This window comes from Thioalkalivibrio sp. ALJ21 (genome assembly GCF_000378605.1).
Lineage (GTDB): Bacteria > Pseudomonadota > Gammaproteobacteria > Ectothiorhodospirales > Ectothiorhodospiraceae > Thioalkalivibrio.
Map to the genome: position 1 here is coordinate 479,705 of NZ_KB905156.1, position 25,398 is coordinate 505,102.

Sequence of the window (25,398 nt, forward strand, 5' to 3'; positions counted from 1 at the left end):
CGGAAACCGGCGTGGTGCTGGTCACCGGATCCGCGCGCCGGGTCGGCGCGACCATCGTGCGCTGGCTGCACGGCGAGGGCCTGCGCGTGCTCATTCACTATCGAGGGTCGCGCGACGACGCTGCCGCCCTGGCCGACTCGCTGAATGCCCGGCGCGAGGACAGCGCGCGCATCCTGCAAGCCGACCTGCTGAACCTGAACGACATCCAGCGCCTGGCACGCGAGGCGGAAGAGGCCTGGGGGCGGCTGGATTACCTGGTCAACAATGCCTCGACCTTCTACGCGACCCCGGTCGGCGCGATCGATACGCAGGCATGGGATGACCTGGTCGGCTCCAACCTGAAGGCCCCCACATTTCTGACCCAGGCCTGTGCGCCGGCGCTCGCGCGCACCCGGGGCGCAGTGGTCAACATCGTGGACATTCATGCCCTGCGCCCGCTGAAGGGTTACCCCGTGTATTCCGCGGCAAAGGCGGGACTCTGGGCCCTGACCCAGGCCTATGCCCGCGAACTGGGCCCGGACGTGCGTGTTAACGGCGTCGCACCCGGCGCGATCCTCTCGCCCGAGGATCCGAACAATGCCGGGACGCACGAAGCGATGGTCGAGCGCACCGCCCTCAAACGCGAGGGCCACCCCGACGACATCGCCCGTACGGTACGCTTTCTGCTGCTGGATGCGCCTTACATCACCGGACAGGTGATCCCGGTGGATGGCGGACGCTCCGCCTCGCAGTAACGATCCGCGCGACGCGCTACACTGAATGCATCATCGAATCAAAAGAAGAGAACGGCCCATGATCGACCCCAAACGCTTTGACGATCTCGCGCGCCGGATCACCGAGAGCCTGCCGGAGTCGGTGCGCCACATGCAGGAGGATGTCCAGCGTCAAGTCCGCTCGTCGCTGCAGCACGGCTTCGAGCGCATGGACCTGGTCACCCGCGAGGACTTCGACGTCCAGGTTGCGCTGCTGGAACGCACCCGCGAACGCCTGGCCGAGCTGGAAGCCCGCGTGGAGGCCCTCGAGGCCGAACGCAAGACCGCGGAGTAACACACTCCCCATAGAACCACCGGGCACGGAGGCCCGGACCCGCAACAGGGAGGGCAAGGATGCCCATTGCCATCAGCCATGCCCGTGCGGTCGCCGGGATCCAGGCACCGCTGGTCACCATCGAGACTCACCTGGCCAACGGCCTGCCGTCATTCCAGATTGTCGGCCTGCCGGAGGCGGCCGTGCGCGAGAGCCGCGACCGCGTCCGCGCGGCCATCCAGACCAGCGGCTTCGACTTTCCCCGCCGCCGCATCACCGTCAACCTGGCCCCGGCCGACCTGCCGAAGGATGGCGGGCGTTTCGACCTCGGCATCGCATTGGGCATCCTCGCCGCCAGCCAGCAGATCCCGGGCAGCGCCCTCGAAGGGCGCGAGTTTCTGGGCGAACTGGGACTGGACGGGACCCTGCGACCGGTCGGCGGGACGCTGGCCGCCGCACTGGCAGCCGCTAATGAGGCGCGCGAGCTGATCGTGAACCCCGAGGACGGGGCCGAGGCGGCACTGGCCAGCGCCGCGCGGGTGCGCACCGCCGACCACCTGATCGCGGTCTGCGCCGGGCTGCAGGGCCAGGGCGAGCTGGACGAGGGCCGACCCGTCGAAGCGGAACCGGATCGCTACCCCGACCTGGCCGATGTGCGCGGTCAGCACCAGGCACGTCGCGCACTGGAGATCGCGGCCGCGGGTGGCCACCACCTGTTAATGGTCGGCCCGCCCGGCAGCGGCAAGTCCATGCTGGCCGCACGCATACCGGGCATCCTGCCACCGATGTCCGAGGCGGAAGCACTGGAGACCGCCGCGATCCACAGCCTGCGCGACACCGGCCACCTGCAGCGCGACTGGCGCGCCCGACCGTTCCGCTCGCCCCACCACACGGCCTCGGGGGTCGCACTGGTCGGTGGTGGCTCCACACCACGCCCGGGCGAGATCTCGCTGGCGCATCACGGCGTGCTGTTTCTGGACGAGCTGACCGAATTCCAGCGCAGTGTGCTCGATGTCCTGCGCGAGCCGCTTGAGACCGGGACGATTCATATCGCCCGAGCCGCCCGGCAGGCCGAGTTTCCCGCCCGGTTCCAGCTGGTAGCGGCGATGAATCCCTGTCCACAGGGCTTCGACTGCGACCTCGGGGCGCGCTGCCAGTGCTCCCCGGAACAGATGGCGCGCCACCGGCGGCGCCTGTCCGCGCCGCTACTGGACCGTATTGACCTGGCGATCGAGGTCCCCCGCATCCCGCCGCCCGAATTGGCCTGGCATGGCGAACCCGGCGAAGATTCGAGGACCGTCGCGCAACGCGTCGCCCTGGCGCAGGAACGCCAGCGGCAACGCCAGGGCTCCCTCAATCGCGAACTGGCGGGCCAGGCGCTGGACCAGCACGCCACCCTGGAGGCAGGCGATCGCGCATTGCTGGACCGGGCGGCGGAGCGCTTTCGCCTGTCGGCGCGTGCCTATCACCGCATCCTGCGCCTCGCGCGGACGATCGCCGACCTCGAACCCAGCGATCCGATCACCACCGCCCACCTGACCGAGGCGCTCAGCTATCGCGCGCTCGATCACTGGCGAACGCAGTAAGGTCACCCAAAGAAAAGGCCCGCGCGGCGGCTGCCGGCGCGGGCCTCGGGACCGGGTCAGACCCGATCAGTCGTCAAACGCCGCGATAAAGACCGAGAGGTCGGCGATATCTTCATCCGACAGACGGGCGGCATTCGGCGCCATCAGGCCCGTACGTTCACCGACGGTCTCGCCGGCGCGGTAGCGAACCAGCTTGTCGGCGATGTATTCGGCGGTCTGGCCGGCGATCTTCGGGAACGCGGGGGAACCCTGGCCCTGCGCACCGTGGCAGGCGATGCAGGTGCTGTACAGAGACTCGCCACGACTCGGGTCACCGGCGTCCAGTGCGATCCCTTCCAGCGCGTCATCGTCCTCGACAGCGGCATCGTCATCTTCGGTCACGGCCTCGCCGTTGCCGTTCTCATCACCGTTGCCATTCTCGTCGCCATTGGCGTCTTCCGGCTCCCAGCCATGATCAATGCCGGCTTCATCCAGCATGTAAGCGACCACCAGCTTCACTTCCTCGTCGCTCAGGCTGGAATCACCACCACGAGCGGGCATCGCACCCATGCCGTTGATGGCGTTGTCGAACACCTCGTCCAGGCTGCGCTCGTCAAGGCGGGCGGCCCAGGCGTCGGTGTCGTCCTTGATCGGGGCATCGGAGGCGCCGGTATCGTGACAGGCTGCACAGACATTGCTGTAGATGTCGCCCGGGCTCAGGTCGGCGGTCTCCTCCGCAGCGTCGACCGGGCCGGAGGTCACACGACCGATCGGCTGGATGCGCTCGGCGATCCGGTCACGCTCGGCTTCGCTCGGCTCACCCAGCTTGAGCTGACCGATGAAGCTCGCCAGGTGGCTGACCAGAAAAATCAGGGTGGCAACAAGCGCCACGGACGCGATGAACAGCAACACCTTGTTACCGGTGTCCATCTTGATCGGTTGATTCGCCACTTGATCTTCCTCCGAAAGGTGCGGGCCGCGCGCGGCCGTATGGTTCCTAGCCCAAGTCTTCCCACGCGCCTGGCGCGCAAATCGGGCGCCGAGTATAGGGCATCGTCCCGCTCGAGACCACAAACCCAGTAGGGCAGTCAAAAAATGCGCTGGACGGACCCATTCGGCGCCCCGTATCATTACCCGTCTTGCGCCCGTAGCTCAGCTGGATAGAGCGCTGCCCTCCGGAGGCAGAGGTCAGAGGTTCGAATCCTCTCGGGCGCGCCATCATAAAGAATAAGGGCCCCTTAGCGGGCCCTTATTCTTTATGGGGGTGTGCCCCGGGAGCCCGATTCGAACCTCCGTTCGAATCGAGGCCCGCAAAGCGGGCCGACATCGCGGTGCAGCCAATGGCTGCACCGGTCCGGAGGACCGAGCCGCCACAGGCTGCAAAGCCATCCTCTCGGGCGCGACGCCTGAACACCCCCGAGCCCAACGCCGCGCCCCCGTCGAAATCAAGGCCTGCGCAGCGCGCACGGCATCGCAAGTCACCCCCTCGGCGATAGCCCCGGAACATTCGCCGGCGCGAAGCCGTGCTTCGCGAAACCCCGGCTCACCCTCTCGGGCGCACTATCGGGCCGCCTCCAACAGGCCTCGCTCGACCAGCCAAGCGATCCGGCATCCTGAACGGCAAATGCCGCCACTCCCTTGATCCAGATCAAATCGAAGTCCCGGCAGCAGCGCTAGCTTGAAGGTGACCACTGCAACCGGGAGTGCGTGATGCTGACGGAAATCATGTTTCAATCGCCCATCGGGATCCTGACGATCCTGACCCTGGTGGGCATCGTGGCGTTCTTCGTGTATGTCGGGTACTTCATCCTGCATGGCATGCACGAGGACGACCGGGCGAAGTAACCCGCCGCGGGGAAACCAGGCACCATAAAAAACGGGCCAGCATGCTGGCCCGTTTTCAGTTGGGTATTCCCTGACGAGACCCTCGACGGTCACCCGGCCGCTGCGCCCGGTAACCGCCGAAGGCCGACTGGCATCAGGAGCCGGAGCCCCCGGGGGTGTCCCCCAGCTCCCAGCGACGTGCGTCGGTCGGGTCCGTGACCGGCGCGACCGAGGTACGGCCGCGAGCCGGCTCGGCCAGGGAGTTGGTGCAGGTCTGGGCACCGTGGTACAGGCGCACGACGTGCTTGGCCTCGGCGAAGAACAGCCAGCGCTCCATGCCGATGCCGATCAGGCTCGAGACGGCGGCCAGCCAGGCGATGCCGGCCGGGGCACCCGACAGGATCGACGCGAACACCAGAACCGGGGCCACAAAGCCGAGCAGGAAGACGCCCATCTTCACGTTGTCGATGGTGTCCTTGCGCGGGTCGTAGCCGAACTCGTCGGTCAGGAAGGTGCCGGCGGTGTGGCCGGTATCCAGCAGACGCACGGTCGCCCGGTTGAAGGTCGTTGCGGTGTTGATCGTCGGGCCATTCACACGCGAGATCCAGAAGTAGTAGATCGCCTTCAGGACGGCGGCAGAAACCAGCGCGACCATCGCGACACCCGCATGCATCGCCGTGGCATTGCCGAACACGGTGGCAATGGCGGCAAACAGCGTGGTACCGGTCGCGATGCCCAGCATAATGTAGTTGGCCGGGGTCAGCGCGGTGTTCCACTGACGGATGGTCTTCAGGCAGCCGTAGATCATGCCCGTGGAGAACAGGGTGATCACGGCGAGCACGGCGGCGATCAGGCCCGCCATGGCCGGCAGCGGGCCGATGGCCGCGCCCTGCAGCAGGACACCCAGGCCGTAGATGCCGGCGAAGGGATAGAACAGCACCGCGAACACGGCCTCGCGCGACAGCCAGGAGGTCTTGAAGCGCATGAACGAGCGCCAGGCGTTCTTCTTGTTCGCCAGGTGGCCGGTCGAGAAGACCAGACCCAGGGTGATCAGACCCAGTGACGCCACGCCGTGCGCCAGCAGCTCGCCGTGGCTCATGGCCGGGCCGATGCCCGCGAGATGGAAGGCCGCCAGCAGGATGAACAGGCCATAGCCCGCACCGGAGATGACGGTAAACAGGATGACGGAAAATGCCGGATGCATATGAATTCTCCCGATCGGGCCGCGCCTAGCGCGCGACCATCTTGTTGACCCAATCCTTCACCGAGCTGACCAGGCGGTTGGCCCGCACGTCGTCGATGGGGATGGGACGGGTGATACGCGGGGGCAGATAGGTGTTGACCGGCTTGTAGCCCAACTCCGGCATCTGCTTCACACCGCCGCGCTCGCGCACCAGGCGGCTGACCTCGGAGTTGTCGTCGTCGAAGTCACCGAAGAACCGGGCATGCGCCGGGCAGGTGATCACGCAGGCCGGCTGGCGCTCTTCCGGCGGCAGGGCCTCGTCGTAGATGCGGTCCACGCACAGCGTGCACTTCTTCATCACGCCGTCTTCGCGGTCCAGCTCGCGCGCACCGTAGGGGCAGGCCCAGGCACAGTAGTTACAACCCATGCACTTGTCCTGGTCGACCAGCACGATGCCGTCTTCCGGACGCTTGTAGGAGGCGCCGGTCGGGCAGACATTCACGCAGTCGGCATGCTGGCAGTGCATGCAGGACATCGGGATGTTCACGGTCTTGTTGTTGGGGTAATCCCCAACCTCGTAGTGGCGCACACGGTTGAACCAGACGCCGCTCGGATCCTCGCCGTACGGGCGATAGTCGGTCAGCGCACCGGTGGTGCCACTGGTGTTCCACTGCTTGCAGGCCACCGCGCAGGCGTGGCAGCCCACGCAGGTGTCCATGTCGATTACGAGTCCAAGTCGCATACAACTACTCCTCAAATTTCCTCGGGCCGCCGGCCGGGGCCGGCGGCATGGCCCGGATCCGTGATACCTAGCGGTCTTCGTCCAGCGAGCCGCGGGTCAGCACGTCACGGATGGAACGATTCAGGTGCACCGGCTTGTGCGCGGCGTAGCGCAGCTGGTCCGGGGCCTCGGACATGCCGGGGGCCGGCTTGACCGTGTCGAAATCGGGCCAGGTGCTGGTCTCTTCCGGATCGGCCGGGGTGATCTTGACCTTCAGGTCGTACCACGCGGCCTGGCCGGTCACCGGGTCGGAGTTGGTGATGTTGTCCACCGGATCGCCCTTCTTCGGCAGCAGCTCGCTGATCAGGTGGTTCATCAGGAAGCCCTTGTTGGACTCGTTCGCCTCCGGCTTCAGGCCCCAGGCGCCCTTCTGCTTGCCGATGGCGTTCCAGGTCCAGACGGTGCTCGGCTCGCAGCCCTCGATCAGCTTGACCTGCACGCGGACACGGCCGTTGTGCGACTCCATCCACACCCAGGACAGGTCCTCGATGCCCATGGACTCCGCCTTGCCACGGTTCATGTACAGGTAGTTCTGGGCGCAGATCTGGCGCAGCCAGGCGTTCTGCGAATCCCAGGAGTGGTACATGAACATCGGGCGCTGGTTGACCGCGTAGAACGGGTACTCGTCCTCGTCGATACGGGTCTGCTCCAGCGGCTTGTGCCAGATCGGCAGCGGATCGAAGAACTGGGTCAGGCGATCCTTGTGCTCCTGCTTGGTCGGCTGCGGACCGTCATACAGGCCCTGGCCGGCCAGCTTGAAGCGCTGCTGGGTCTCGGAGTAGAGCTCGATCGTGATCGGATCCGTCTTGCCCACCCAGCCGGCGTGCTTGGCCAGCTCCAGGTACTCCTTGTTGGCGAAGCGGTAGAACTGCTGGTTCGGCGCCAGGTGGTGCACGAAGAACCCCTGGTTCTCGATGTACGCCTCCCACTGCTTCGGGTTCGGCTCGCCACGCAGGTGGGTCTTGCCATCCTTACCGCGGTAGCCGGACAGGAAGCCGATGCCCGGCTCCTTCTCGAAGTTGACGATGAAGTCCTTGTAGTCCTCGAACTTGCGGCTGCCGTCGTCGTTGGTGAACGCCGGGAACTTCAGGCGGCCGGCCAGCTCGACCATCACCTCCTGCCAGGGACGCACGTCGCGGTCGACCTCGAGGATCGGGTGGCGGATGGAATCCGCCGCCGCGGCCGGCTCGGAGATCGGGCGGTCCAGCATGGAGATGGTGTCGTAACGCTCCAGATAGGTCGTATCCGGGAGCACCAGATCGGCAAAGTTGACCGTCTCCGAGTGGAACGCATCCGCGACCACCAGGAACGGGATTTTGTACTCGCCGCTCTCGTCCTTGGCCCGCAGCATGTCCATTACCTCGGCGGTATTCATCGAGGAGTTCCAGGACATGTTCGCCATGAAGAAGATCAGCGTGTCGATCGGATAGGGATCGCCGTTGACCGCGTTGGTCACCACCATGTGCATCAGGCCATGGTTGGAGATCGGCGCATCCCAGGAGAAGGCCTTGTCGATGCGCAGCGGGTTGCCATCGTCATCGATGACCAGGTCCTCCGGCGCGGTCGGGAAACCGAGCGGCGGGCTCTTCAGCGGGGTGTTCGGCGCGCATTCCTTGGCCGGCTTGATGCCCGGCGGGACGTGCTTGGGGTACGGCGGCTTGGCCAGGTGACCACCGGGGCAGTCCACCGAGCCCAGCATGATCTGCAGCAGATGGATCGCGCGGCAGGTCTGGAAGCCGTTGGAGTGCGCGGAGATGCCGCGCATCGCGTGCATGGACACCGGACGGCCGAACACCTTGTCGTGCTTGCGGCCCCAGGAGTCGGTCCACTCGATGTCGAGTTCGATCGTCTCCTTGAACGCGACGTGGGCCATCTCCAGCGCCAGGCGCTCGGTCTGGTCGGCCGGCACGCCGGTGATCTTGGCAGTGTTTTCCGGGGCATATTCCTCGGACAGGTAACGCTCGGCCAGCAGCGTCATTACAGTCTTGACCGGGCGGCCGTCAGGCGCGGTGTACTCGCCGAACAGCGCCGGCTTGATGTCGACCTGGGTGCCGTCAACGAACGCTTCCTGCTCCAGCTCCCAGACCAGCGGATTGCCGGCCTCGTCACGCAGGATCAGGCCATCGCCCTTCTGCCCCGGGGTCTGCACGACCAGCTGGGTGGCGTTGGTGTAGCGCACCAGGAAGTCCCAGTCGAACTGGTCGTTTTTCAGCAGCACGTGCAGCATCGACAGCGCGAACAGGCCGTCGGTACCGGGCTTGATGCCCACCCACTCGTCGGCGATTGCCTGGTAGCCGGTGCGCACCGGGTTGATCGCGACGAACTTGCCGCCGCGGCGCTTGAGCTTTTCCAGCCCGATCTTGATCGGGTTGGAGGCATGGTCTTCCGCCACGCCCCAGAGCATGTGGTACTTGGTGCGGTCCCAGTCGGGGTCGCCGAATTCCCAGAACGCGAAACCGGTGGTGTACAGACCGCCGGTGGCCATGTTGACCGAACAGAAGCCACCGTGGGCCGCCCAGTTGTAGGTACCGAACTGGGTCGCCCAAAGACCGGTCAGGGCCTGCATCTGGTCGCGGCCGGTGAAAAACGCCAGCTTGCGCGGGTCGGTCTCGCGGATCTTCTGCAGACGCGTGGACAGCATGTCCAGGGCCTCGTCCCAGGAGATCGGCTCGAACTCGCCGGCGCCACGCTCGGTGCCCGGCTTGCGGCGCATCGGCTGGTGCAGGCGCGCCGGGGATTGCTGCTTCATGATGCCGGCATTGCCCTTGGCACACAGCACACCCTTGTTGATCGGGTGATGCCGATTGCCCTGGATATAGCGGACCTTGTTGTTCTGGACCGTAACCTTGATGCCGCAGCGGCAGGCACACATGTAGCAGGTGGTGTACTTGATCTCCTGCTCGCTGTGGTTCTCGAACTCGGGTAAGGCACTCATTCAGGCGACCCCATAGATAATGGTTTGCTTATTCACGCTGGGCATATTGGCCATAAAGAAGCCTTTTGACCAACGAAAAGTTCTTATCTATGGATAAGCAAAAATAATCTATAAGAGAATTTATTTATTGCCGCATCGAATTTGGGGCCTTGTTGTGGCAATCGCGGAAAAGTGGTCTACGATGTGTACCATGAAACATATCGCCCCCATCGGCAGGACGGGACACCCCATGGAAGAACCCCTCAAGGATGAGAATGCGCTGGTCGACGCCTTTGGCCGCCGCATCGAATATGTCCGCCTATCGGTTACCGACCGCTGCGACCTGCGCTGCTTCTACTGCATGCCCAAGGGCTTTCGTGATTTCGAGGAGCCGGACCACTGGTTGAGCTTCGAGGAGATCGAGCGGGTGATGGGGGCCTTCGGGCGGCTGGGCACCCGCCGCGTGCGCCTGACCGGCGGCGAGCCACTGGTACGCAAGAACCTCCCGGACCTGGCCGCACGGCTGAACGCGCTGCCCGGCATCGACGACATCTCGCTGTCCACCAATGCCACGCGGATGGCGCGCCACGCCCGGGAGCTGAAGGACGCCGGGGTCGCCCGCATCAACGTCAGCCTCGACTCGCTCAAGCCGGAGGTCTTCAAGGAGATCACCGGCGGCAAGCTGGACAAGGTGCTGGACGGACTGATGGCCTCCAAGGCCGCCGGGCTCGACCCGATCAAGATCAACATGGTGGTAATGGGCGGGATCAACGAGCCGGAAGTCGAGGACATGGTCGACTTCTGCATCGAACACGGCTTCACCCTGCGCTTCATCGAGACCATGCCGATGGGCGACACCGGCCGCGAGGCGAAAGAGGGTCACTACGTGAACCTGCAGGATGTGCGCGCCCGTCTGGAGCAGCGCTACAACCTAGTGCCCGGCGTGATGCCCGGCGGCGGTCCGGCGCGCTACATGCAAATCCCGGATACCGACGTGCGCATCGGCTTCATCACCCCGATCTCGCAGCACTTCTGCGACACCTGCAACCGCGTGCGCCTGTCGGTGGACGGCACCATCTATACCTGCCTGGGCAACGACCACAGCCTGAACCTGCGTCCCTATCTGCGCGAAGGCAGCAGCGATTCGGAGCTCGAAGAGCTTGTGATCCAGGCGATCAACCTGAAGCCCGAGCGTCACGAGTTCTCGGAACGCCCGGAGAAGGTCATGCGGTTCATGTCCATGACCGGCGGCTGACGTCACCGCAAAGCGCCCCATAAAGAAAGGCCCGTCTCACTGGACGGGCCTTTCTATTGAGGCACCCGGGCTGGGCGCTGGTGCGGCCCGGTAAACGCCGACTAGCCGAGCACCCCGCGCAGGATGAAGAAGAACACGATGGCCAGGATCGCCCCGGCCGGCAGGGTCACGATCCAGGACATGAAGATCATGCGCACCAGGCGCAGGTCGATCGCGGCGATCCCGCGCGCCATGCCGACACCGAGGATCGCCCCCACCAGCGTATGGGTGGTGGAGATCGGCAGCCCGGTACCGGAGGCCAGCACCACGGTCGCGGCCGCCGCCGCGGTGGCCGCGTAACCGCGGCTGGGCGTGAGCTGGGTGATGCCGGTGCCGACCGTGGCGATCACCTTGTGGCCATAGGTGAACAGCCCGAACACGATCCCGAAACCGCCCAGCAGCAGGACCCACATCGGCACCACGGTCTCCGGGTCCACCTCGCCGGTCTGGATCACGTCCACCACCGCGGCCAGCGGCCCGACCGCGTTCGCGACATCGTTGGAGCCCAGCGCGAAGGCCATCGCGCAGCCGGTGACGACCATCATCACGCCGAAGACCTTCTCGACATCGCTGAAATGCGAGCCATGGGCCTGCGGCGTGACCTCCTCGAACCGCAGGCGCCGGATCGCGAAGAGCCCGACCACCACCACCGCCACACTGATCAGCACGGCGAGGCCGTAGGCCTGGCCGGTGGTCAGGTCCAGCCCGACGTGCGTCAGCCCCTTGAACATCGTGACCAGCGCGGTCACGAAGGCGGTCAGAAAGATATACAGCGGCGCCCAGCGCTTGGCGTTCTTCAGCGGGTCGACGGTATCGAGGATCAGCAACTGGATGCTGCGGAATAGCGCGAAGGCGATCATCCCGCCGATCATCGGGGACAGCACCCAGGAGATCGCGATGGTCCCGACACGCTCCCACCGCACCACCTCGAATCCGAGGCCCACCACCGCAAAGCCGATAATCGCGCCGATGATGGAGTGCGTGGTGGAGACTGGCCAGCCGAAATAGGAGGCGGTCAATAGCCAGGTGCCGGCCGCCGCAAGCGCCGCGAGCATCCCGTAGACCAGCAGCGAGGGACTGTCCGCGAGCAGTGCCGCGTCCACCATCCCGCTGCGGATGGTCTGCGTGACCTCGCCGCCGGCCAGCCAGGCCCCGGCGAACACGAACACCGCGGCCACAAAGACCGCCTGGCGGATGTTCAAGGCCCGCGAGCCGACCGAGGTACCCATTGCGTTGGCGACATCGTTGGCGCCAATGCCCCAGGCCATGAAGAGCCCGAAGATGACTGCAAGGCCGAGCAGCAGGGTGCCGTATTCCATGCGGTCCTCGGTACGTGGTGCGGGTGGTTACTTGGCCAGCATCAGCTGCAGGCGGCTGCCTACGCGCTGGGCCAGATCGGCCAGTTCGCCTATGGAGTCGATCACGCGATACATGAAGATCACGTTCACCGGGGGCAACTCCGCCTCCTGGGCAAACAGGATCTCGCGCACCTCGCGCTGGGCCTCGTCGGATTCGTGCTCGATCTGGTCCAGCTCGGTGAGGATGTCGTTGACCACCTCGACCTCGTGCCCGCGGAAGCCCGCCTCGACCAGCTCGTCCAGCTCGTTGACCGCGCGCCCGGCCTGATTGACCGCATCCACACTGCGATCCAGAAAGCGCTGCAACGGATCCTGCATGTTGGCCGGGAACTGCATCTGACGTCCGAGCATCAACCCCGCGATGTCCTTGGCCATGTTCGCGATACGGTCCTGGATCAGCAGGGTATCGAGCACGTCGCGACGTGACATCGCCAGCATCATGCCCTTGGGCAGGTGCAGCCGCAGGTCCTTCTTCAGGCGGTCGGCCTCGTGCTCGAGCTTGACGATCTTCCTCTGCTGTACGCGCGCGGTGTCCCAGTCGTCTCGGGCCATGGCCTCGATGAAGGGCGGGAGTTCGGCAATGCAGGCACGCACCTTCTCCATGTGCGCCTGCAGGGGGCGCACTGGCGAACGGCCAAACAGTTCGAAGACGAAGTTCTTGGGGCTCATGGCGGCGCGAAGGATGTCACAAAGGCGCAATGTACCGCAAAACAACCCTCGATACCCTGTCGCCTGCAGGCGAATCTGCGCCGCGTGCGCTACACTCGCGATCAGAGCTGGGGGTGCCCGTACCACATATCGGGCTGAGAGAGTCCCCTAGGGAAACACGGACCAATGTACACACTCGCGTTGGTGGCCCAGGTTTTCCGAGACAAGGCGCGTCGGGCAGCGGGTAGTGGTTCTACCCGCAAGCGACGCAACGCAGGATCGGGGAACCTGGGGTACCAACCCCAAGGGGCTCGGCCGCTTTTGCGCGCGCACGGCGTTGCGGCTCCCTTGTGCAGAATGACTGCACGGCAGTCGCCGCGCCTTGTTCGCACGCAAAAGCGACTCGAGCGCGAGCGTGTACATTGGTCCGTGTTTCCCCGCACCTGAACCGGTTAACACCGGCGGAGGGAAGCTCGGTCAACGGTCTGCTGTACCCGGGGTCCCTGCCCCCGCGATCGCCCTGCCCGCGCTCCCTTCGCCTCACGCGACAGCAGAGGTCCGATCATGAGCGCCATCCCCGAGTCGTTTGCCCGCAAGACCGCCGAGGTCTCCGCGGAGGTCACCCGCCCGTTCCCGAACTCCGAGAAGCGCTACGTCGAGGGGTCGCGCGCGGACATCCGCGTGCCGTATCGCGAGGTCGCGCAGACGCCGACGATGACCTCCGGCACGCCCGAGGAGAACCCGCCGATCCCGGTGTACGACACCTCCGGCCCCTACACCGACCCCGAGGCGAGCATCGACCTGCACCGGGGCCTGGCGGACCTGCGCGGCCCGTGGATCGACGAACGCGCGGACACCGAGTGGCTGGACGGCCCGAGCTCGGAGTACGGCCGCGCCCGCGCCGCGGACCCGGAACTGGCCCGCCTGCGCTTCGAGCACATCCGCCCGCCGCGCCGCGCGAAGGCCGGCGCGAACGTCTCGCAGATGCACTACGCCCGCAAGGGCATCATCACCCCGGAGATGGAGTACGTCGCGATCCGGGAGAACAACCGCCTGCAGGAGCTGCGCGCCGACCCGCGCTACCGGAAGCTGCTGCGGCAACACGCCGGTGAATCATTCGGCGCCTCCATCCCGGATGAAATCACCCCCGAGTTCGTGCGTGACGAGATTGCCCGCGGTCGCGCGATCATCCCCGCCAACATCAACCACCCGGAGCTCGAGCCGATGATCATCGGCCGCAACTTCCGGGTGAAGGTGAACACCAACATCGGCAACTCCGCGGTCACCTCCTCGATCGAGGAAGAGGTGGAGAAGCTCGTGTGGTCCGCGCGCTGGGGCGGCGACACCCTGATGGACCTGTCCACCGGCAAGAACATCCACGAGACCCGCGAGTGGATCTTGCGCAATTCGCCGGTGCCGATCGGCACCGTGCCGATCTACCAGGCGCTGGAGAAGGTCGACGGCAAGCCCGAGGACCTGACCTGGGAGCTGTTCCGCGACACCCTGATCGAGCAGGCCGAGCAGGGCGTGGACTACTTCACCATTCATGCCGGCGTGCGCCTGCAGTACGTGCCGCTGACCGCCGACCGCGTGACCGGCATCGTCTCCCGCGGCGGATCGATCATGGCCAAGTGGTGCCTGGCGCATCACCAGGAGAACTTCCTCTACACCCACTTCGACGAGATCTGCGAGATCATGCAGGCCTTCGACGTCTCGTTCTCGCTGGGCGACGGCCTGCGCCCCGGCTGCCTGGCCGATGCCAATGACGCCGCGCAGTTCGGCGAGCTGGAGACCCTGGGCGAGCTGACGCAGAAGGCCTGGGCGCACGACGTGCAGGTGATGATCGAGGGCCCCGGCCATGTCCCGCTGCAGAAGGTGAAGGAGAACGTCGACAAGGAGCTGGAGGACTGCTTCGAGGCGCCGTTCTACACCCTCGGCCCGCTGGTGACCGACATCGCCCCGGCCTACGACCACATCACCTCCGGCATCGGCGCGGCCAACATCGGCTGGTACGGCACCGCGATGCTCTGCTACGTGACACCGAAGGAACACCTGGGCCTGCCCAACAAGCAGGACGTGCGCGACGGCATCATCACCTACAAGATCGCCGCCCACGCCGCCGACCTGGCCAAGGGATTCCCCGGCGCGCAGCTGCAGGACAACGCCCTGTCCAAGGCACGCTTCGAGTTCCGCTGGGAGGACCAGTTCAACCTGGCACTGGACCCGGAGCGCGCGCGCGAATTCCACGACGAGACCCTGCCCAAGGAGGCCCACAAGGTCGCCCACTTCTGCTCCATGTGCGGGCCGAACTTCTGCTCGATGAAGATCACCCAGGACGTGCGCGACTATGCCGCGGCCCAGGGCATCAGCGCTGACGAGGCCCTGCAGAAGGGCATGCAGGAGAAGGCGGTGGAATTCGTCGAGAAGGGCGCGGAGATCTACCGGAAGACCTGAGGCCCCAACAACGAAACCCGGGTGGCAGCCCGGGACACGCTGATTCAATCGCAAGAGGCGATCATGGCGGCGTTATCGGCTGACGGGGAGGCGGGTTCTGTGACGAGCCACTAACCGATCGCTCGCCCCGCGCAGAATGGACGTCTACGCTTGTTGTACTGCGCCCGGCACAAGTACCGCCAGGAGGACCACGGCATCGCGACCGCCAGCCGCTATCGCAGCGCCAGCGCCCTCGCCGCGTTGCTGGCCGCCTGTCAGATTGGGGCGGCCACAGCCCGAGACGACGGAGCGGCCGTGCAGCAGCGGCCAGACATCTCGGTCTTCGCCTATGGCGCTCGCTGGACCGACACCCGCTTCGTCGAGATCCTCCAGTTCCAGACCGCGATGCAGGACTCGCACCTGGCGGCCGTGGGCATCTCTCGCCGCCTCCACCGCTTCAGTGACCATCTGCATCTCGAAGGCGAGATCAATGTCGCCCGGCACTGGGGTCAGCAGGATCACTTCGAACTAAACGCGGCCGCCAACCTGCGCTGGACCCGCTTCCCCTGGGACCACCTGGTGGACACCTCGGCCGCTTGGGGCATCGGCCCCTCGCGTGCCTTCGGCGATCCGGTCATCGAGGATCGCCGCCCCAGCCGCACCCAGGCGTTCATGATGGCCGAAGTCACCTTCGCGCCGTCCGCGTCACGAGACAGTTCCTGGGAGGCCTTCCTGCGTATCCATCACCGCTCCGGCGTCTTTGGTGTGGTCAGCGATGCCAGCGGTTCCAATTTCATCGGCACCGGTGTCCGCTTTCACTTCGGCCCTCGATAACACGCTAACCGGCCACACCAACGGCCGTCGGAAAACCACTACTGTGCCCTTGTCCGGGCTCAACGCACCTCGATGCGGTTGCGGCCGTTCTTCTTGGCCGCGTACAGGGCCTGGTCGGCCCGGTCGAAGGTATCGACCCGGCGCTCGCCCGGGCGGTATTCGGTCACACCGAAGCTCGCGGTGCGCCGCCCGACGGCGTCAAAGTCAAAGGCGTTGATCCGGGCCTGCAGGTCGCGGGCCGCCGCCTGCGCCTGCTCGGCGTCGGTCTGTGGCAGCAGCACGAAGAATTCCTCGCCGCCAATACGCCCAATGGCATCCACCTTGCGCAGGTTCTGGCGCAGAAGCTCGGCGAACTGTTTGAGGACCGTGTCACCGGTCCTGTGGCCCCAGGTATCGTTCACGGCCTTGAAGTAGTCGATGTCGATCAGGATCACAGAAAATGGCTGGCCATAGCGCTCGGTGCGCGCACACTCCTCCTCGAACAACTGCTCGATATGCGCACGATTCGACAATGAGGTCAGCTCGTCGACCTGCGCCGAATGCGCCAGCTCCCGTTGCTGCAGGAAGGTAAGTTTCAGGGCTCGTTCCAGCACGAAGGCACTCAGGCAACCAAACGAAAACGCCGCCAGCACCCACAGCAGGTGCAGCTGTAGCAAGCCGGCCTCCAGGGTCTGGAGGAGACTGGCCGCCACGACCAGCACCACGATCCCGGTAGCGGCCAGTGCGGCCTGACGCAGGGCCAGGCCCGAGATCGCAAAGGTCCACATGATGCTCAGATAGATCTCGGGGGCGAACACCAGAAACTGTGGCGAACCGGCATTCAGGTAGAGGTTGGCGGCATTCGCGACCACTGGCGCGATAATCAGCAAGGCCCACATCGGACGCTGGAGCGACGCGCGGAAAGTCATCGCCGCCACGGCCAGCAACATGCCGGGCACCAGCAAGCCATGGGCCAGCAGCCGCTGGCCCGACGCATCGACGGCTACCGTCTGCTCGATGGCGGCATACAACAGATATAGCGCAGCGGTCAGAAACGCGATGTAGCGCACCTGCGGAATGCGCGTGGCACGCAGCCAGGCCGCAAACCCTCGCCGTGTGTCCTCGCCCTCCGCGTATAGCGGATCCATCCGTCCCCGCAGTCGCCTTGCTATATCCAAGATCCTGTTCCTTGCTTGCCAGGGTCGGCCGTTATGACCCCGGCTTGCGGAAGCCGTTCCGGGCGGGAGATGGCCCTGCGGTTACTGCATGTGTTCGCCCATGGCGCCGAGGCCCATCATGCCAGCGCCAATGCCGAACAGCATGCCGACGATCATCAGGGCCAGGTAGATCAGCAGCAGCACGCCGAAGATGGTGAAGTAGATGCGCAGCCGGCTCAGTGCGTACTTGATCTCCAGCGGGTCGGCACTATCGAACGCACGCTGCGCGGCGCCTGCCGCCTGCATCAGTACCACTCCGGCCCAGATCGGGATCCAGGCAATCAGGATGCCGACAATGGACAGGGCGGTAAGCACGCCCGAGATGATCAGCATCACGCCGATCAACTGCATCCAGAACTTGCCGCGGACCAGCGGTTCGATCAGTTCGCGAAGCTGCGGATTAGCTGTCGATTGTGCTTCCATGCGAATACTCCTGCCCTTTGGGTTGGTAACGGTTTCGAGCATAGCAGCCTGACCGGGGCACCGCGCATTGTTCGCCATCGGGGCGAAAGGCATACTCGGGCGGTACACCGCAGCTGCGCAATGGAGGCCGCATGAGCGATCAGGGACGAGACAGTGAACGCGAGCGTAGTGGCCCGCAGGGGACCATGCTGTTCCAGGGCGCGACTTTGCCGGAAACGGAAGCCACCGCAGAGCAGTCGCAGACGCCCCCCGGTGGACACCCCGTCCTGGTGGGCGTCGTCGAACCGTTCCGCCAGCAACGCCTGACCCTCAAGCCTGGCAAGCAGTCCGTCGGCCGACAAGGCGACAATGACATCGTGTTGCAGGAAGGCAGTGTCTCGTCGCAACACGCCTGGCTGGTCAACGACGGCGGAGTCTGTCGCGTGGTCAACCTGCTCTCGACGAACGGCACCTGGGTGAACGAGCGCAAGGTACACGAGGCCACGCTGAATGACGGCGACCATGTCCGCTTCGGGCGCGCGGAGTTCATCTTCCGGCGCCGGGATGACGGCTCGGAGGTGCTGCCCGCCGGTGGCGTGCGGCGTTCCTCCTGGCGCTGGATCGGGGTGGCAGTCGCGATCCTGGTGCTCGCGGCAGTCGCGCGCATCCTGCTCGAAAGTACCTGAACGAGCCGTCCGGCGTGCAGCGGATCGGTCGCTATGGCGTAGGCGAGGAGATCGGTCGCGGGGCCATGGCCGTGATCTATCGCGGCTTCGACCCGGAGATCCGCCGCGAGCTTGCGATCAAGTGCCTGCAGGATGACTACGCACGCCGGCCCGAGTACCGCCGACGGTTTCTGGCCGAGGCGCGCGCAGCCGGCACGCTGACCCACCCGGGAATCGTGACGATCTTCGATGTCGGCGAATCCGGGGACCGCCCGTTCATCGCAATGGAACTGCTGGACGGGATTACGCTCGCCGCCTTCGCCGAGCAGTTCCGCCCTCTCCTGTTGCGCAACGTCCTGAAGATCGCGATCCAGCTGACCGAGGCGCTGGATTACGCCCACCGCAATGGCGTGGTGCATCGCGATATCAAGCCGGAGAACATCATCGTCACCAGCGCCACGGTGAACATCAAGGTGATGGACTTCGGTATTGCCCAGACCCTGAATGACCCCGCCTGGCGGGCCGACTCGGATGGCTACGTAGCCGGCTCGCCCCACTACATGGCTCCGGAACAGATTCGCGGGCTGCCCACCGACGCCCGCGCTGACCTCTACTCGGTCGGGGTCGTCCTGTATGAACTGCTCACCGGTTCGACACCCTTTCGCGGGCACGAGGTCGAGGGGCTGCTGACCCGCGTGGTGCGCGACCCTCCGCCGCCCTTGCGTCCGATCGTCCAGGATTGCCCTCCAGAGCTGATCGACTTGGTCGTACGGCTGCTGGAGAAACAACCGGACCAGCGCTACCAGTCAGCCGGTGAGCTGCTGGTAGAGCTGCAACGGCTCGACGAAGAGCGCATGGAGCGCGAGCGAGCCGGCGCCGGACGGCGGATCATTCCGCTGCGGTGGCGCTGGCCGGCAATCCTCGTGGGGACCGTTGCCATCACGCTGGCAGCCGCCGGTGCCCTGGTACAGAAAAAACAGAACGAGGTGATCACGGACCTGGCCTTCGACTACGGGTCCACGCTGGCGCAGATCATCTCGGTGGAGAGCGCGGAGGACCTGCTACTGGAAGACACCATCGCCGTACAGGGGCGGCTGCAGGACATGCAGGACAATCGCGAGATTGCCCTGCTGAGCGTGGCTGACCACCAGGGGCGCGTGGTGGCGAGCAGCGATCGCGCATCGCTTGGCAGCCCATTTGAATCGCCCTCGGAGGAGCACCTGCTGACCCGCCGCGGGGGGCAGGCGATCTGGTCCCTGGAGGACCCGGACGGGCGCGAGATGTTCCTGTTCGAGGCGCCCGTGCGCTTTCAGGAGATCGAGATCGGGCGGCTGCAGGTGGGGCTCTCGACGCGCTCGCTGCGGGCCGCCAACCAGACCACATTGCTGGCCCTGACGCTGCTCGCGCTGGTGACGCTGCTTGCCGTTTCGCTGGGCGCCTACGTACTCGCACGCCGCTTGCAGGCCCCGCTGGACACCCTGCGCGGGGCCCTTGATCAGATCGGTCAGGGCCGGCTGGACACGCGCATCCGCGCCCGGCGACGCGATGATTTCGAACGGGTATATGCCGCCTACAACGCGATGGCGGACTCGCTGGAGGCGCGCATGAAGCAGCGCCCGACACCCCAACGGCAAGCCCCGCAAGCGGAATCCGACAGCGAGCGGACGCTGATACTGGAAGAAGAGAGGGAGGCAGACCGCCCGGAACGGACACCCCCCGCTTGAGCAAGCCGGGTCCCGGCTACAAGAGCTCGGTGTCGTCGTGCGAATAGGGTGGCGCGCAACTGCACAGGATATGCAGTGGCTCGGCCCCGGTGTTGCGGATGTTGTGCGGGGTACCGGGATGGATGCAGACGGTATCCCCGACCGTCACCTCGAAGATCTCCTCCCCGAGCCGCATCTCTCCGCGTCCGCGGGTGATGTGGTAGAGCTCCTCGGTCTGCGCATGGCGATGCAGGTGCGTGGTCGCACCCGGCGCAACCACTGCCTCGGCGAGGCTCTGGGCCGCATTGCCATGGGTATCCGGGTGCATCAGCTCGCGGATTTCGGAGCCGTCCTTGGTGTCATAGGCCGGGATGTCGTCGTAGCGCGTATACATGATCGGCCTCATGCCGGCTCGGGGACTTCCTCGAGCAACAGGCTGCAGCCACCCATGGCGGCGGGCTTGGGTACCCCCATCAATTCCAGCACTGTCGGGGCCACATCGGCCAGACCGCCCCCGGTACGCAGGCGCCAGCGCTGCGAGTCGGTAATCATGCACATCACCGGGTAGATCGTGTGCTGGGTGTGCGGGTCGCCGGTCACCGGGTCGATGTACTCGTCGCAGTTGCCGTGGTCGGCCGTCACGATCACGGAGTAACCCGCATCCTTCGCCGCGTCCAGCACGCGTCCGACCTCGCGATCCAGCACCTCGACGGCCTGGATCAGGGCCTCGCGCTTGGCTGTGTGGCCCACCATGTCGCCATTGGCAAAGTTCACCAGGATGAACCCATAGCGTCCCCCTTCCATAGCCTTGATGGTCTCGTCAGCCACCTCGACCGCGCTCATCTCCGGCTGCTCATCGTAGGTGTCTACCGGCGGCGAGGGCACCATCACGCGCTGCTCTCCGGCGTAGGGCTCTTCCTTCCCGCCGTTGAAGAAGAAGGTGACGTGGGCGTATTTCTCGGTCTCCGCGCAGTGGAACTGCGGGATACCGGCGGAGGCGATCGTGCTCCCCAGGGTGGTCGAGGGGCGTTCGGGCGGGAAGGCGATCGGCGACAGGAACCGCGGGTCGTACTCGGTCAGGCAGGTCTCGGCCACCGGGCGGAAGTCGCCACGGTCAAAGCCGTCGAAGTCGTCCAGGCCCAGCGCGGCCGTCAACTGGCGCGGCCGGTCGTTGCGGAAGTTGAACAGCACACAGACCGCATCCTGCCCGAGCGGGGCACCGCCGTTGATGATGCGGGGGTTGATGAACTCGTCGTCCTCTCCAGCGGCATAGGCGGCCTCGATGGCCTCGCGCGCCGAGGCCGCGGGCTCGCCCTCGGCGTAGGCGATCGCGCGGAAGGCCTTTTCGGTGCGACTCCAGCGCTTGTCCCGATCCATGGCGTAATAACGACCGCATACCGTGGCAATGGCACCACCGGCGCTGGCCAGCTCCTCTTCCAGCGGGTCGAGGTAGTTGAGCGCGGAACGCGGGGCCGTGTCGCGACCATCGGTGATCATGTGCACCATCGGCCTGGCGCCTTCGCGCTGGCAAATCTCGACCAGCGCGCGCAGGTGGCGAATATGCGAATGCACGCCGCCATCGGAGACCAGGCCGATCAAGTGCAGCGGCAGGTCGTTGTTGGCGGCCGCGCGGGCGGCACTGACCAGGGCATCGTTCTCGTAAAAGCTGCCATCGGCGATGGAGTCGTCGATGCGCACCAGATCCTGGTTGATCACAGTCCCGGCACCCAGGGTCAGGTGGCCCACCTCGGAGTTGCCCATCTGACCATCCGGCAGGCCTACGGCACGGCCACAGGCATCCAGGGTGGTATGGGCATGGGTGGACAGATACTCGTCAAGGCGCGGGGTGTTGGCCTCGGCGTAGGCGTTGTTCACCTTGGAGGGGTTTACGCCAACCCCATCCATAACGATCAGCAGGACAGGGCGGCGGGGGGTCGGACGCGGGTCGGCCATCGCGGGTTCATTACCTGGGTCAATGGGTTATCCGGGCATTTTAGCAAGTTCCAATGCGCAGATGGATGCCGCGGTGATCCAGGAGACGCTGGCGTGTGAAACAGTGAGCGTCTCCCGGGGAAATTGATCAATGATCTCCTAGCGGAAACGCCCCTCGTCATAGTCTTCCTGCGAGGGTCCCCCATCGCCCCGGGCATCGTCACGGGCGGGTTCCTGCGGCGTGTCGTCCTGCGCCGAATCGGCGTCTGGTGTTTCGTCCGTCTGCGATTCGGAGGACTTGCGTGCCTCTTTCTGGCGCTGGAGCTCGGCCTGTTCCGCCTCGATGCGATCGAGCTCGGCATCCATCTCCTCATCGGTCATCGGGGTGTAGCCCGCGCGCGCCGAGGCCGGGGTCTCCCGAGCGGTGGTGCTGGAGGTGGCCGCACCGCCCGTGGCCGTGGCGGCTGCGGCCTTGCGGCTAGAGGCGCCAGACGCACCCTTGCCGCCACCGCCGGGCCCACCGCTCGGGTCATCGGGACCATCGCCGGAGTCATCGCTCAGGTCATCGGCCTCATCGCCACCCTGCGCGCTACGCTTCTCGGCCTTCTTGCGTTCCATGATGCGCGAGAGGATCAGCCCGATCTCGAACAGCAGCCACATCGGCAAGGCCAGCAACGTCTGCGAGATGATATCCGGCGGCGTGAGCACCATGCCGATGAGGAACACCCCCACGATCACGTAGGGGCGCTTCTTGGCCAGCTTGTCGGGTGTGGTCGCCCCCAGCGAGACCAGCAGGATCGTCGCCACCGGCACCTCGAATGCGATGCCGAACGCGATGAACAGCATGATGACGAACGAGAGATAGCGCGAGATGTCGGTCATCACCGACACCCCCTCCGGGGCGGTCGCGGTGAAGAAGGCAAAGATCAGCGGAAAAACCACGAAATACGCGAAGGCCATCCCGAGGTAGAACAGGATGGTGGACGAGGCCACCAGCGGCAGGGCCATGTTCTTTTCGTGGCTGTAAAGACCCGGCGCAACAAACGACCAGACCTGATAGAGCAGGTACGGGATGCTGATCACCACGGCCAGCAGCAGGACCAACTTGAACGGGATCAGGAACGGCGCGGCGACGTCGATCGCGATCATGCTGGTGCCTTCCGGCAGGTGCTGCATCAGCGGATCCGCCAGCCACGTGTAGATCGGGTTGGCGAACGGGAACAGCACCAGGAACACCACCAGAATGGCGATGAACATCCTGAGGACACGATCACGCAGCTCGATCAAGTGCGTGAGCAGGGTTTCGGTGGCCTCCGGACTCGGTTCGACCTCCGGCTTGGTCTTGCTCATGAGTGCTTGTCGGGGGCCTGGTCGTCGTGAGTGGGGTCGCTTGCCTGATCCTGGTCGGCATCCGGGCGGTCCGCGGACTCGGGGGTATCCGACTTCGCGGTCCGACGCGGGCGCACGGCCGGCTTCTTGCGGCTGGGTCGGTCCGCCTCTCCGGCGCGTGCCTTGCGTTCGGCTTCCAGCGCCGGGTCGTCGGTCATCAGGTTGCCGTCTATACCCGAGCGGGTCGGCACCCGGCGCACTTCAGCCTGCTCGGGATCGCCCTCGCCCTGGGTGTCGTCCGCATCCGCCGTGCGGCGCTCACGCACGGCCGGTTTCTTCGCCTTTTTATCCGTCGCAGCGCGCTTGTCGCCGAGGGCCTTCAGGTGGTCCCGCGTCAGGCCCTTGCGGGAGGAGGGCTTCCCCTCGATATCCTCGCGCAGATCCTTTTCGGTTTCCTCGAGGTCCTCGCGGAGATCCTTCTCGGTCTCCTCCATCGTGCCCTTGAGCTGACGAATCTCGCGCTCCTGACTCTGGAGCATCTTGCGCAGCTCTTCGGTCTGCAGCTCCTGCTCGAAGTCCGAGCGCACGCTGTGCACGAAACGCCGGGTCTTGCCCACCCAGCGCCCGATCTCGCGCGCAAGGCCGGGCAGCCGCTCCGGTCCGACGACCAGGAGCGCGACCAGCACGATGATGATGATCTCCCAGAAACCGATGTCGAACATGCGCTAGCGCCGCCCGAGTCCGGTGCTCCCGCGCGGGGCGCGGATCAGGATTTCTTGTCCGACTGCGAGGTCTCGGTTTCCTGCTCCGAGTTCTTCTTTACCTCGCCGTCGACCACACGCCCCTTGTCGCCGGTCTGGTCCTCGACTTCGGGGGTCTCGCCATCCTGGCCTTCCGCGTTTTCACCCTGCTTGTTCTCGCCGTCCGGATCCTTGACCGCCTGACGGAAGTTCTTCAGCGCGGAGCCGACGTCGCCACCCATGTTGCGCAGCTTCTTCGTGCCGAAAAGCAGCACGACGATGAGCAGGATAATAAGAAGTTGCCAGATGCTGATGCCACCAATACCCATGGACTCTCTCCAAGATCATTCAACTTTGGGATAAGCCTGAACGGCGCCAGGCCCATAATCAATACGCAGCGTTTTATTTATCGTTTTTATCGGAGCGCTGGCCGCTGCGCCCGCGCGCGGCCTTTTCCTCGATGCCGGACAACCCGAACCGCCGCGCCAGCTCATCGAGGACATCGTCGGGGTGACGGCCACGGGCCACCAGGACGATTAGGCTATGAAACCACAGGTCCGCCATCTCCGACACCAGCGCGTCGCTGTCATCGTTCTTGCCGGCGATGATGGTCTCCGCCGACTCCTCGCCGAGCTTCTTCAGCATCTCGTCGAGCCCCCGGGCATGCAGCTTCGCCACATAGGACTGCTCCGGGTCGGCCTGGCGCCGCTGTTCGATCACTTCGGCCAGCGCGCTCAGGAGCTCGGCACCCGCCGGGGTATCGGACACACGCCCGGCCATCAGGCGGCCACCCCGGCATCGTTCGGCCGCACGGGCACACCCGCCGCGGCCATCGCGTCCTTGGCCTCGCCCACCGTGTGCTGACCGAAATGGAAGATGCTGGCCGCCAGCACTGCATCGGCATGGCCTTCGGTCACACCCTCGACCAGGTGCTGCAACTCGCCCACGCCACCGGAGGCAATGACCGGGATACCCACCGCATCGCTGACCGCCCGGGTCAGCTCCAGATCGAACCCGATCCGGGTGCCATCTCGATCCATGCTGGTCAGCAGGATCTCGCCGGCCCCGAGGGACTCCATCCTCCGCGCCCACTCAATCACCTCGAGACCGGTCTCGCGACGCCCACCGTGGGTGAACACCTCCCAGCGAGGGGGCTCGCCGTCCGCGCTGACGCGCTTGGCGTCGATCGCCACCACGATGCACTGGCTGCCGACCCAGTCGGCCGCCTCGCGCACCAGCTCCGGACGATGCACGGCGGCGGTATTGATCGAGACCTTGTCGGCTCCGGCGTTCAGCAGGCGGCGGATGTCCTCCACCGCACGCACGCCGCCACCCACGGTTAGCGGGATAAAAACCTCGCGCGCCACCTCCTCGACCACATGCAGGATGGTGTCGCGGTCGTCACTGGAGGCCGTGATATCGAGGAAGGTGATCTCGTCCGCGCCCTGCGCGTTGTAGCGCCGCGCGATCTCCACCGGGTCGCCGGCATCGCGGATGCCGACAAAGTTCACGCCCTTGACGACGCGGCCGGCATCGACATCCAGGCAGGGGATGATGCGCTTGGCCAGCAT

The 25,398-nt window shown here is 65.6% G+C and carries 24 protein-coding genes and 1 tRNA gene; 10 read left to right on the forward strand and 15 right to left on the reverse strand.

The features are described 5' to 3' along the window. Window positions 1-11: 11 nt before the first annotated feature. Genes F579_RS0108315 through F579_RS0108325 form a run of 3 tightly spaced genes read left to right on the forward strand, consistent with a single transcriptional unit; the run spans window position 12 to window position 2,612 of the window. A complete protein-coding gene (locus tag F579_RS0108315; RefSeq protein ID WP_018138211.1) occupies window positions 12-734 on the forward strand; it encodes a pteridine reductase in 723 nt (240 codons plus the stop codon). Window positions 735-792: 58 nt separating this feature from the next. Then, window positions 793-1,047: an accessory factor UbiK family protein gene (locus F579_RS0108320; protein WP_012981566.1), complete on the forward strand. Its 255-nt coding sequence runs from the start codon at window positions 793-795 to the stop codon at window positions 1,045-1,047. Between the two features lie 59 nt (window positions 1,048-1,106). Then, complete coding sequence (locus F579_RS0108325) at window positions 1,107-2,612, forward strand: YifB family Mg chelatase-like AAA ATPase (RefSeq protein ID WP_019023623.1); 1,506 nt, start codon at window positions 1,107-1,109, stop codon at window positions 2,610-2,612. A 66-nt stretch (window positions 2,613-2,678) separates the two neighbouring features. Here F579_RS0108325 and F579_RS0108330 read toward each other — a convergent pair whose 3' ends face one another. Continuing rightward, complete coding sequence (locus F579_RS0108330; protein ID WP_019023622.1) at window positions 2,679-3,542, reverse strand: c-type cytochrome; 864 nt, start codon at window positions 3,540-3,542, stop codon at window positions 2,679-2,681. 190 nt (window positions 3,543-3,732) lie between these two features. Between F579_RS0108330 and F579_RS0108335 the strand changes: the two genes are divergently transcribed. Together F579_RS0108335 and F579_RS15450 are read left to right on the forward strand one after the other, a co-directional pair. Next, window positions 3,733-3,809 (forward strand) — tRNA-Arg (locus tag F579_RS0108335). A gap of 492 nt (window positions 3,810-4,301) precedes the next feature. Beyond that, a complete protein-coding gene (locus tag F579_RS15450; RefSeq protein WP_019023621.1) occupies window positions 4,302-4,436 on the forward strand; it encodes a hypothetical protein in 135 nt (44 codons plus the stop codon). Window positions 4,437-4,569: 133 nt separating this feature from the next. On the opposite strand, the gene F579_RS0108345 is transcribed toward F579_RS15450, so the two are convergent. From F579_RS0108345 to F579_RS0108355, 3 genes are all read right to left on the reverse strand, one after another. After that, window positions 4,570-5,619 (reverse strand): DmsC/YnfH family molybdoenzyme membrane anchor subunit, encoded by a 1,050-nt coding sequence (locus F579_RS0108345; RefSeq protein ID WP_019023620.1) that lies wholly within the window; start codon window positions 5,617-5,619, stop codon window positions 4,570-4,572. Between the two features lie 25 nt (window positions 5,620-5,644). Then, window positions 5,645-6,340 (reverse strand): 4Fe-4S dicluster domain-containing protein, encoded by a 696-nt coding sequence (locus tag F579_RS0108350; RefSeq protein WP_018175142.1) that lies wholly within the window; start codon window positions 6,338-6,340, stop codon window positions 5,645-5,647. 67 nt (window positions 6,341-6,407) lie between these two features. Next, complete coding sequence (locus F579_RS0108355) at window positions 6,408-9,314, reverse strand: molybdopterin oxidoreductase family protein (protein WP_019023619.1); 2,907 nt, start codon at window positions 9,312-9,314, stop codon at window positions 6,408-6,410. 229 nt (window positions 9,315-9,543) lie between these two features. Between F579_RS0108355 and moaA the strand changes: the two genes are divergently transcribed. Beyond that, entirely contained in the window at window positions 9,544-10,548 is a 1,005-nt protein-coding gene (gene moaA, locus F579_RS0108360; protein ID WP_019023618.1) for a GTP 3',8-cyclase MoaA, read from the forward strand. A gap of 101 nt (window positions 10,549-10,649) precedes the next feature. Here moaA and F579_RS0108365 read toward each other — a convergent pair whose 3' ends face one another. Together F579_RS0108365 and F579_RS0108370 are read right to left on the reverse strand one after the other, a co-directional pair. Then, window positions 10,650-11,906, reverse strand: coding sequence for an inorganic phosphate transporter (locus F579_RS0108365; protein ID WP_019023617.1), 1,257 nt, complete (start codon window positions 11,904-11,906; stop codon window positions 10,650-10,652). Window positions 11,907-11,933: 27 nt separating this feature from the next. Then, entirely contained in the window at window positions 11,934-12,614 is a 681-nt protein-coding gene (locus F579_RS0108370) for a TIGR00153 family protein (protein WP_017926480.1), read from the reverse strand. A gap of 543 nt (window positions 12,615-13,157) precedes the next feature. Between F579_RS0108370 and thiC the strand changes: the two genes are divergently transcribed. Next, on the forward strand, window positions 13,158-15,047 hold the full coding sequence (gene thiC / locus F579_RS0108375) for a phosphomethylpyrimidine synthase ThiC (RefSeq protein WP_019023616.1): 1,890 nt from the start codon (window positions 13,158-13,160) through the stop codon (window positions 15,045-15,047). Between the two features lie 153 nt (window positions 15,048-15,200). Then, window positions 15,201-15,860: a hypothetical protein gene (locus F579_RS0108385; RefSeq protein WP_018138206.1), complete on the forward strand. Its 660-nt coding sequence runs from the start codon at window positions 15,201-15,203 to the stop codon at window positions 15,858-15,860. Window positions 15,861-15,919: 59 nt separating this feature from the next. Here the strand turns inward: F579_RS0108385 and F579_RS0108390 are convergent, their stop codons facing one another. Further along, window positions 15,920-16,987: a diguanylate cyclase gene (locus F579_RS0108390; protein WP_019023615.1), complete on the reverse strand. Its 1,068-nt coding sequence runs from the start codon at window positions 16,985-16,987 to the stop codon at window positions 15,920-15,922. A 111-nt stretch (window positions 16,988-17,098) separates the two neighbouring features. Further along, window positions 17,099-17,479: a DUF5362 family protein gene (locus F579_RS0108395; protein WP_019023614.1), complete on the reverse strand. Its 381-nt coding sequence runs from the start codon at window positions 17,477-17,479 to the stop codon at window positions 17,099-17,101. A gap of 131 nt (window positions 17,480-17,610) precedes the next feature. On the opposite strand from F579_RS0108395, the gene F579_RS0108400 reads away from it, so the two are divergent. Continuing rightward, complete coding sequence (locus F579_RS0108400; RefSeq protein ID WP_019023613.1) at window positions 17,611-18,144, forward strand: FHA domain-containing protein; 534 nt, start codon at window positions 17,611-17,613, stop codon at window positions 18,142-18,144. Between the two features lie 14 nt (window positions 18,145-18,158). Next, a complete protein-coding gene (locus F579_RS0108405) occupies window positions 18,159-19,847 on the forward strand; it encodes a serine/threonine-protein kinase (RefSeq protein WP_019023612.1) in 1,689 nt (562 codons plus the stop codon). A gap of 16 nt (window positions 19,848-19,863) precedes the next feature. Here the strand turns inward: F579_RS0108405 and F579_RS0108410 are convergent, their stop codons facing one another. From F579_RS0108410 to hisF, 7 genes are all read right to left on the reverse strand, one after another. Further along, the gene (locus tag F579_RS0108410) at window positions 19,864-20,220 is read right to left on the reverse strand and encodes a cupin domain-containing protein (RefSeq protein ID WP_019023611.1); all 357 of its coding nucleotides are present in this window, start codon (window positions 20,218-20,220) and stop codon (window positions 19,864-19,866) included. Window positions 20,221-20,228: 8 nt separating this feature from the next. Then, on the reverse strand, window positions 20,229-21,779 hold the full coding sequence (gpmI, locus tag F579_RS0108415) for a 2,3-bisphosphoglycerate-independent phosphoglycerate mutase (RefSeq protein WP_019023610.1): 1,551 nt from the start codon (window positions 21,777-21,779) through the stop codon (window positions 20,229-20,231). A gap of 138 nt (window positions 21,780-21,917) precedes the next feature. Continuing rightward, window positions 21,918-23,108: a twin-arginine translocase subunit TatC gene (gene tatC, locus F579_RS0108420; RefSeq protein WP_019023609.1), complete on the reverse strand. Its 1,191-nt coding sequence runs from the start codon at window positions 23,106-23,108 to the stop codon at window positions 21,918-21,920. Continuing rightward, window positions 23,105-23,809, reverse strand: coding sequence for a Sec-independent protein translocase protein TatB (gene tatB, locus F579_RS0108425; RefSeq protein WP_019023608.1), 705 nt, complete (start codon window positions 23,807-23,809; stop codon window positions 23,105-23,107). The genes tatC and tatB overlap by 4 nt, the downstream gene beginning before the upstream one ends. Window positions 23,810-23,853: 44 nt before the next feature. Next, on the reverse strand, window positions 23,854-24,156 hold the full coding sequence (gene tatA, locus F579_RS0108430; RefSeq protein ID WP_019023607.1) for a twin-arginine translocase TatA/TatE family subunit: 303 nt from the start codon (window positions 24,154-24,156) through the stop codon (window positions 23,854-23,856). Between the two features lie 73 nt (window positions 24,157-24,229). Next, entirely contained in the window at window positions 24,230-24,607 is a 378-nt protein-coding gene (locus F579_RS0108435; protein WP_019023606.1) for a phosphoribosyl-ATP diphosphatase, read from the reverse strand. After that, a complete protein-coding gene (gene hisF, locus F579_RS0108440) occupies window positions 24,607-25,398 on the reverse strand; it encodes an imidazole glycerol phosphate synthase subunit HisF (protein ID WP_019023605.1) in 792 nt (263 codons plus the stop codon). Before hisF ends, F579_RS0108435 begins: the two co-directional genes overlap by 1 nt.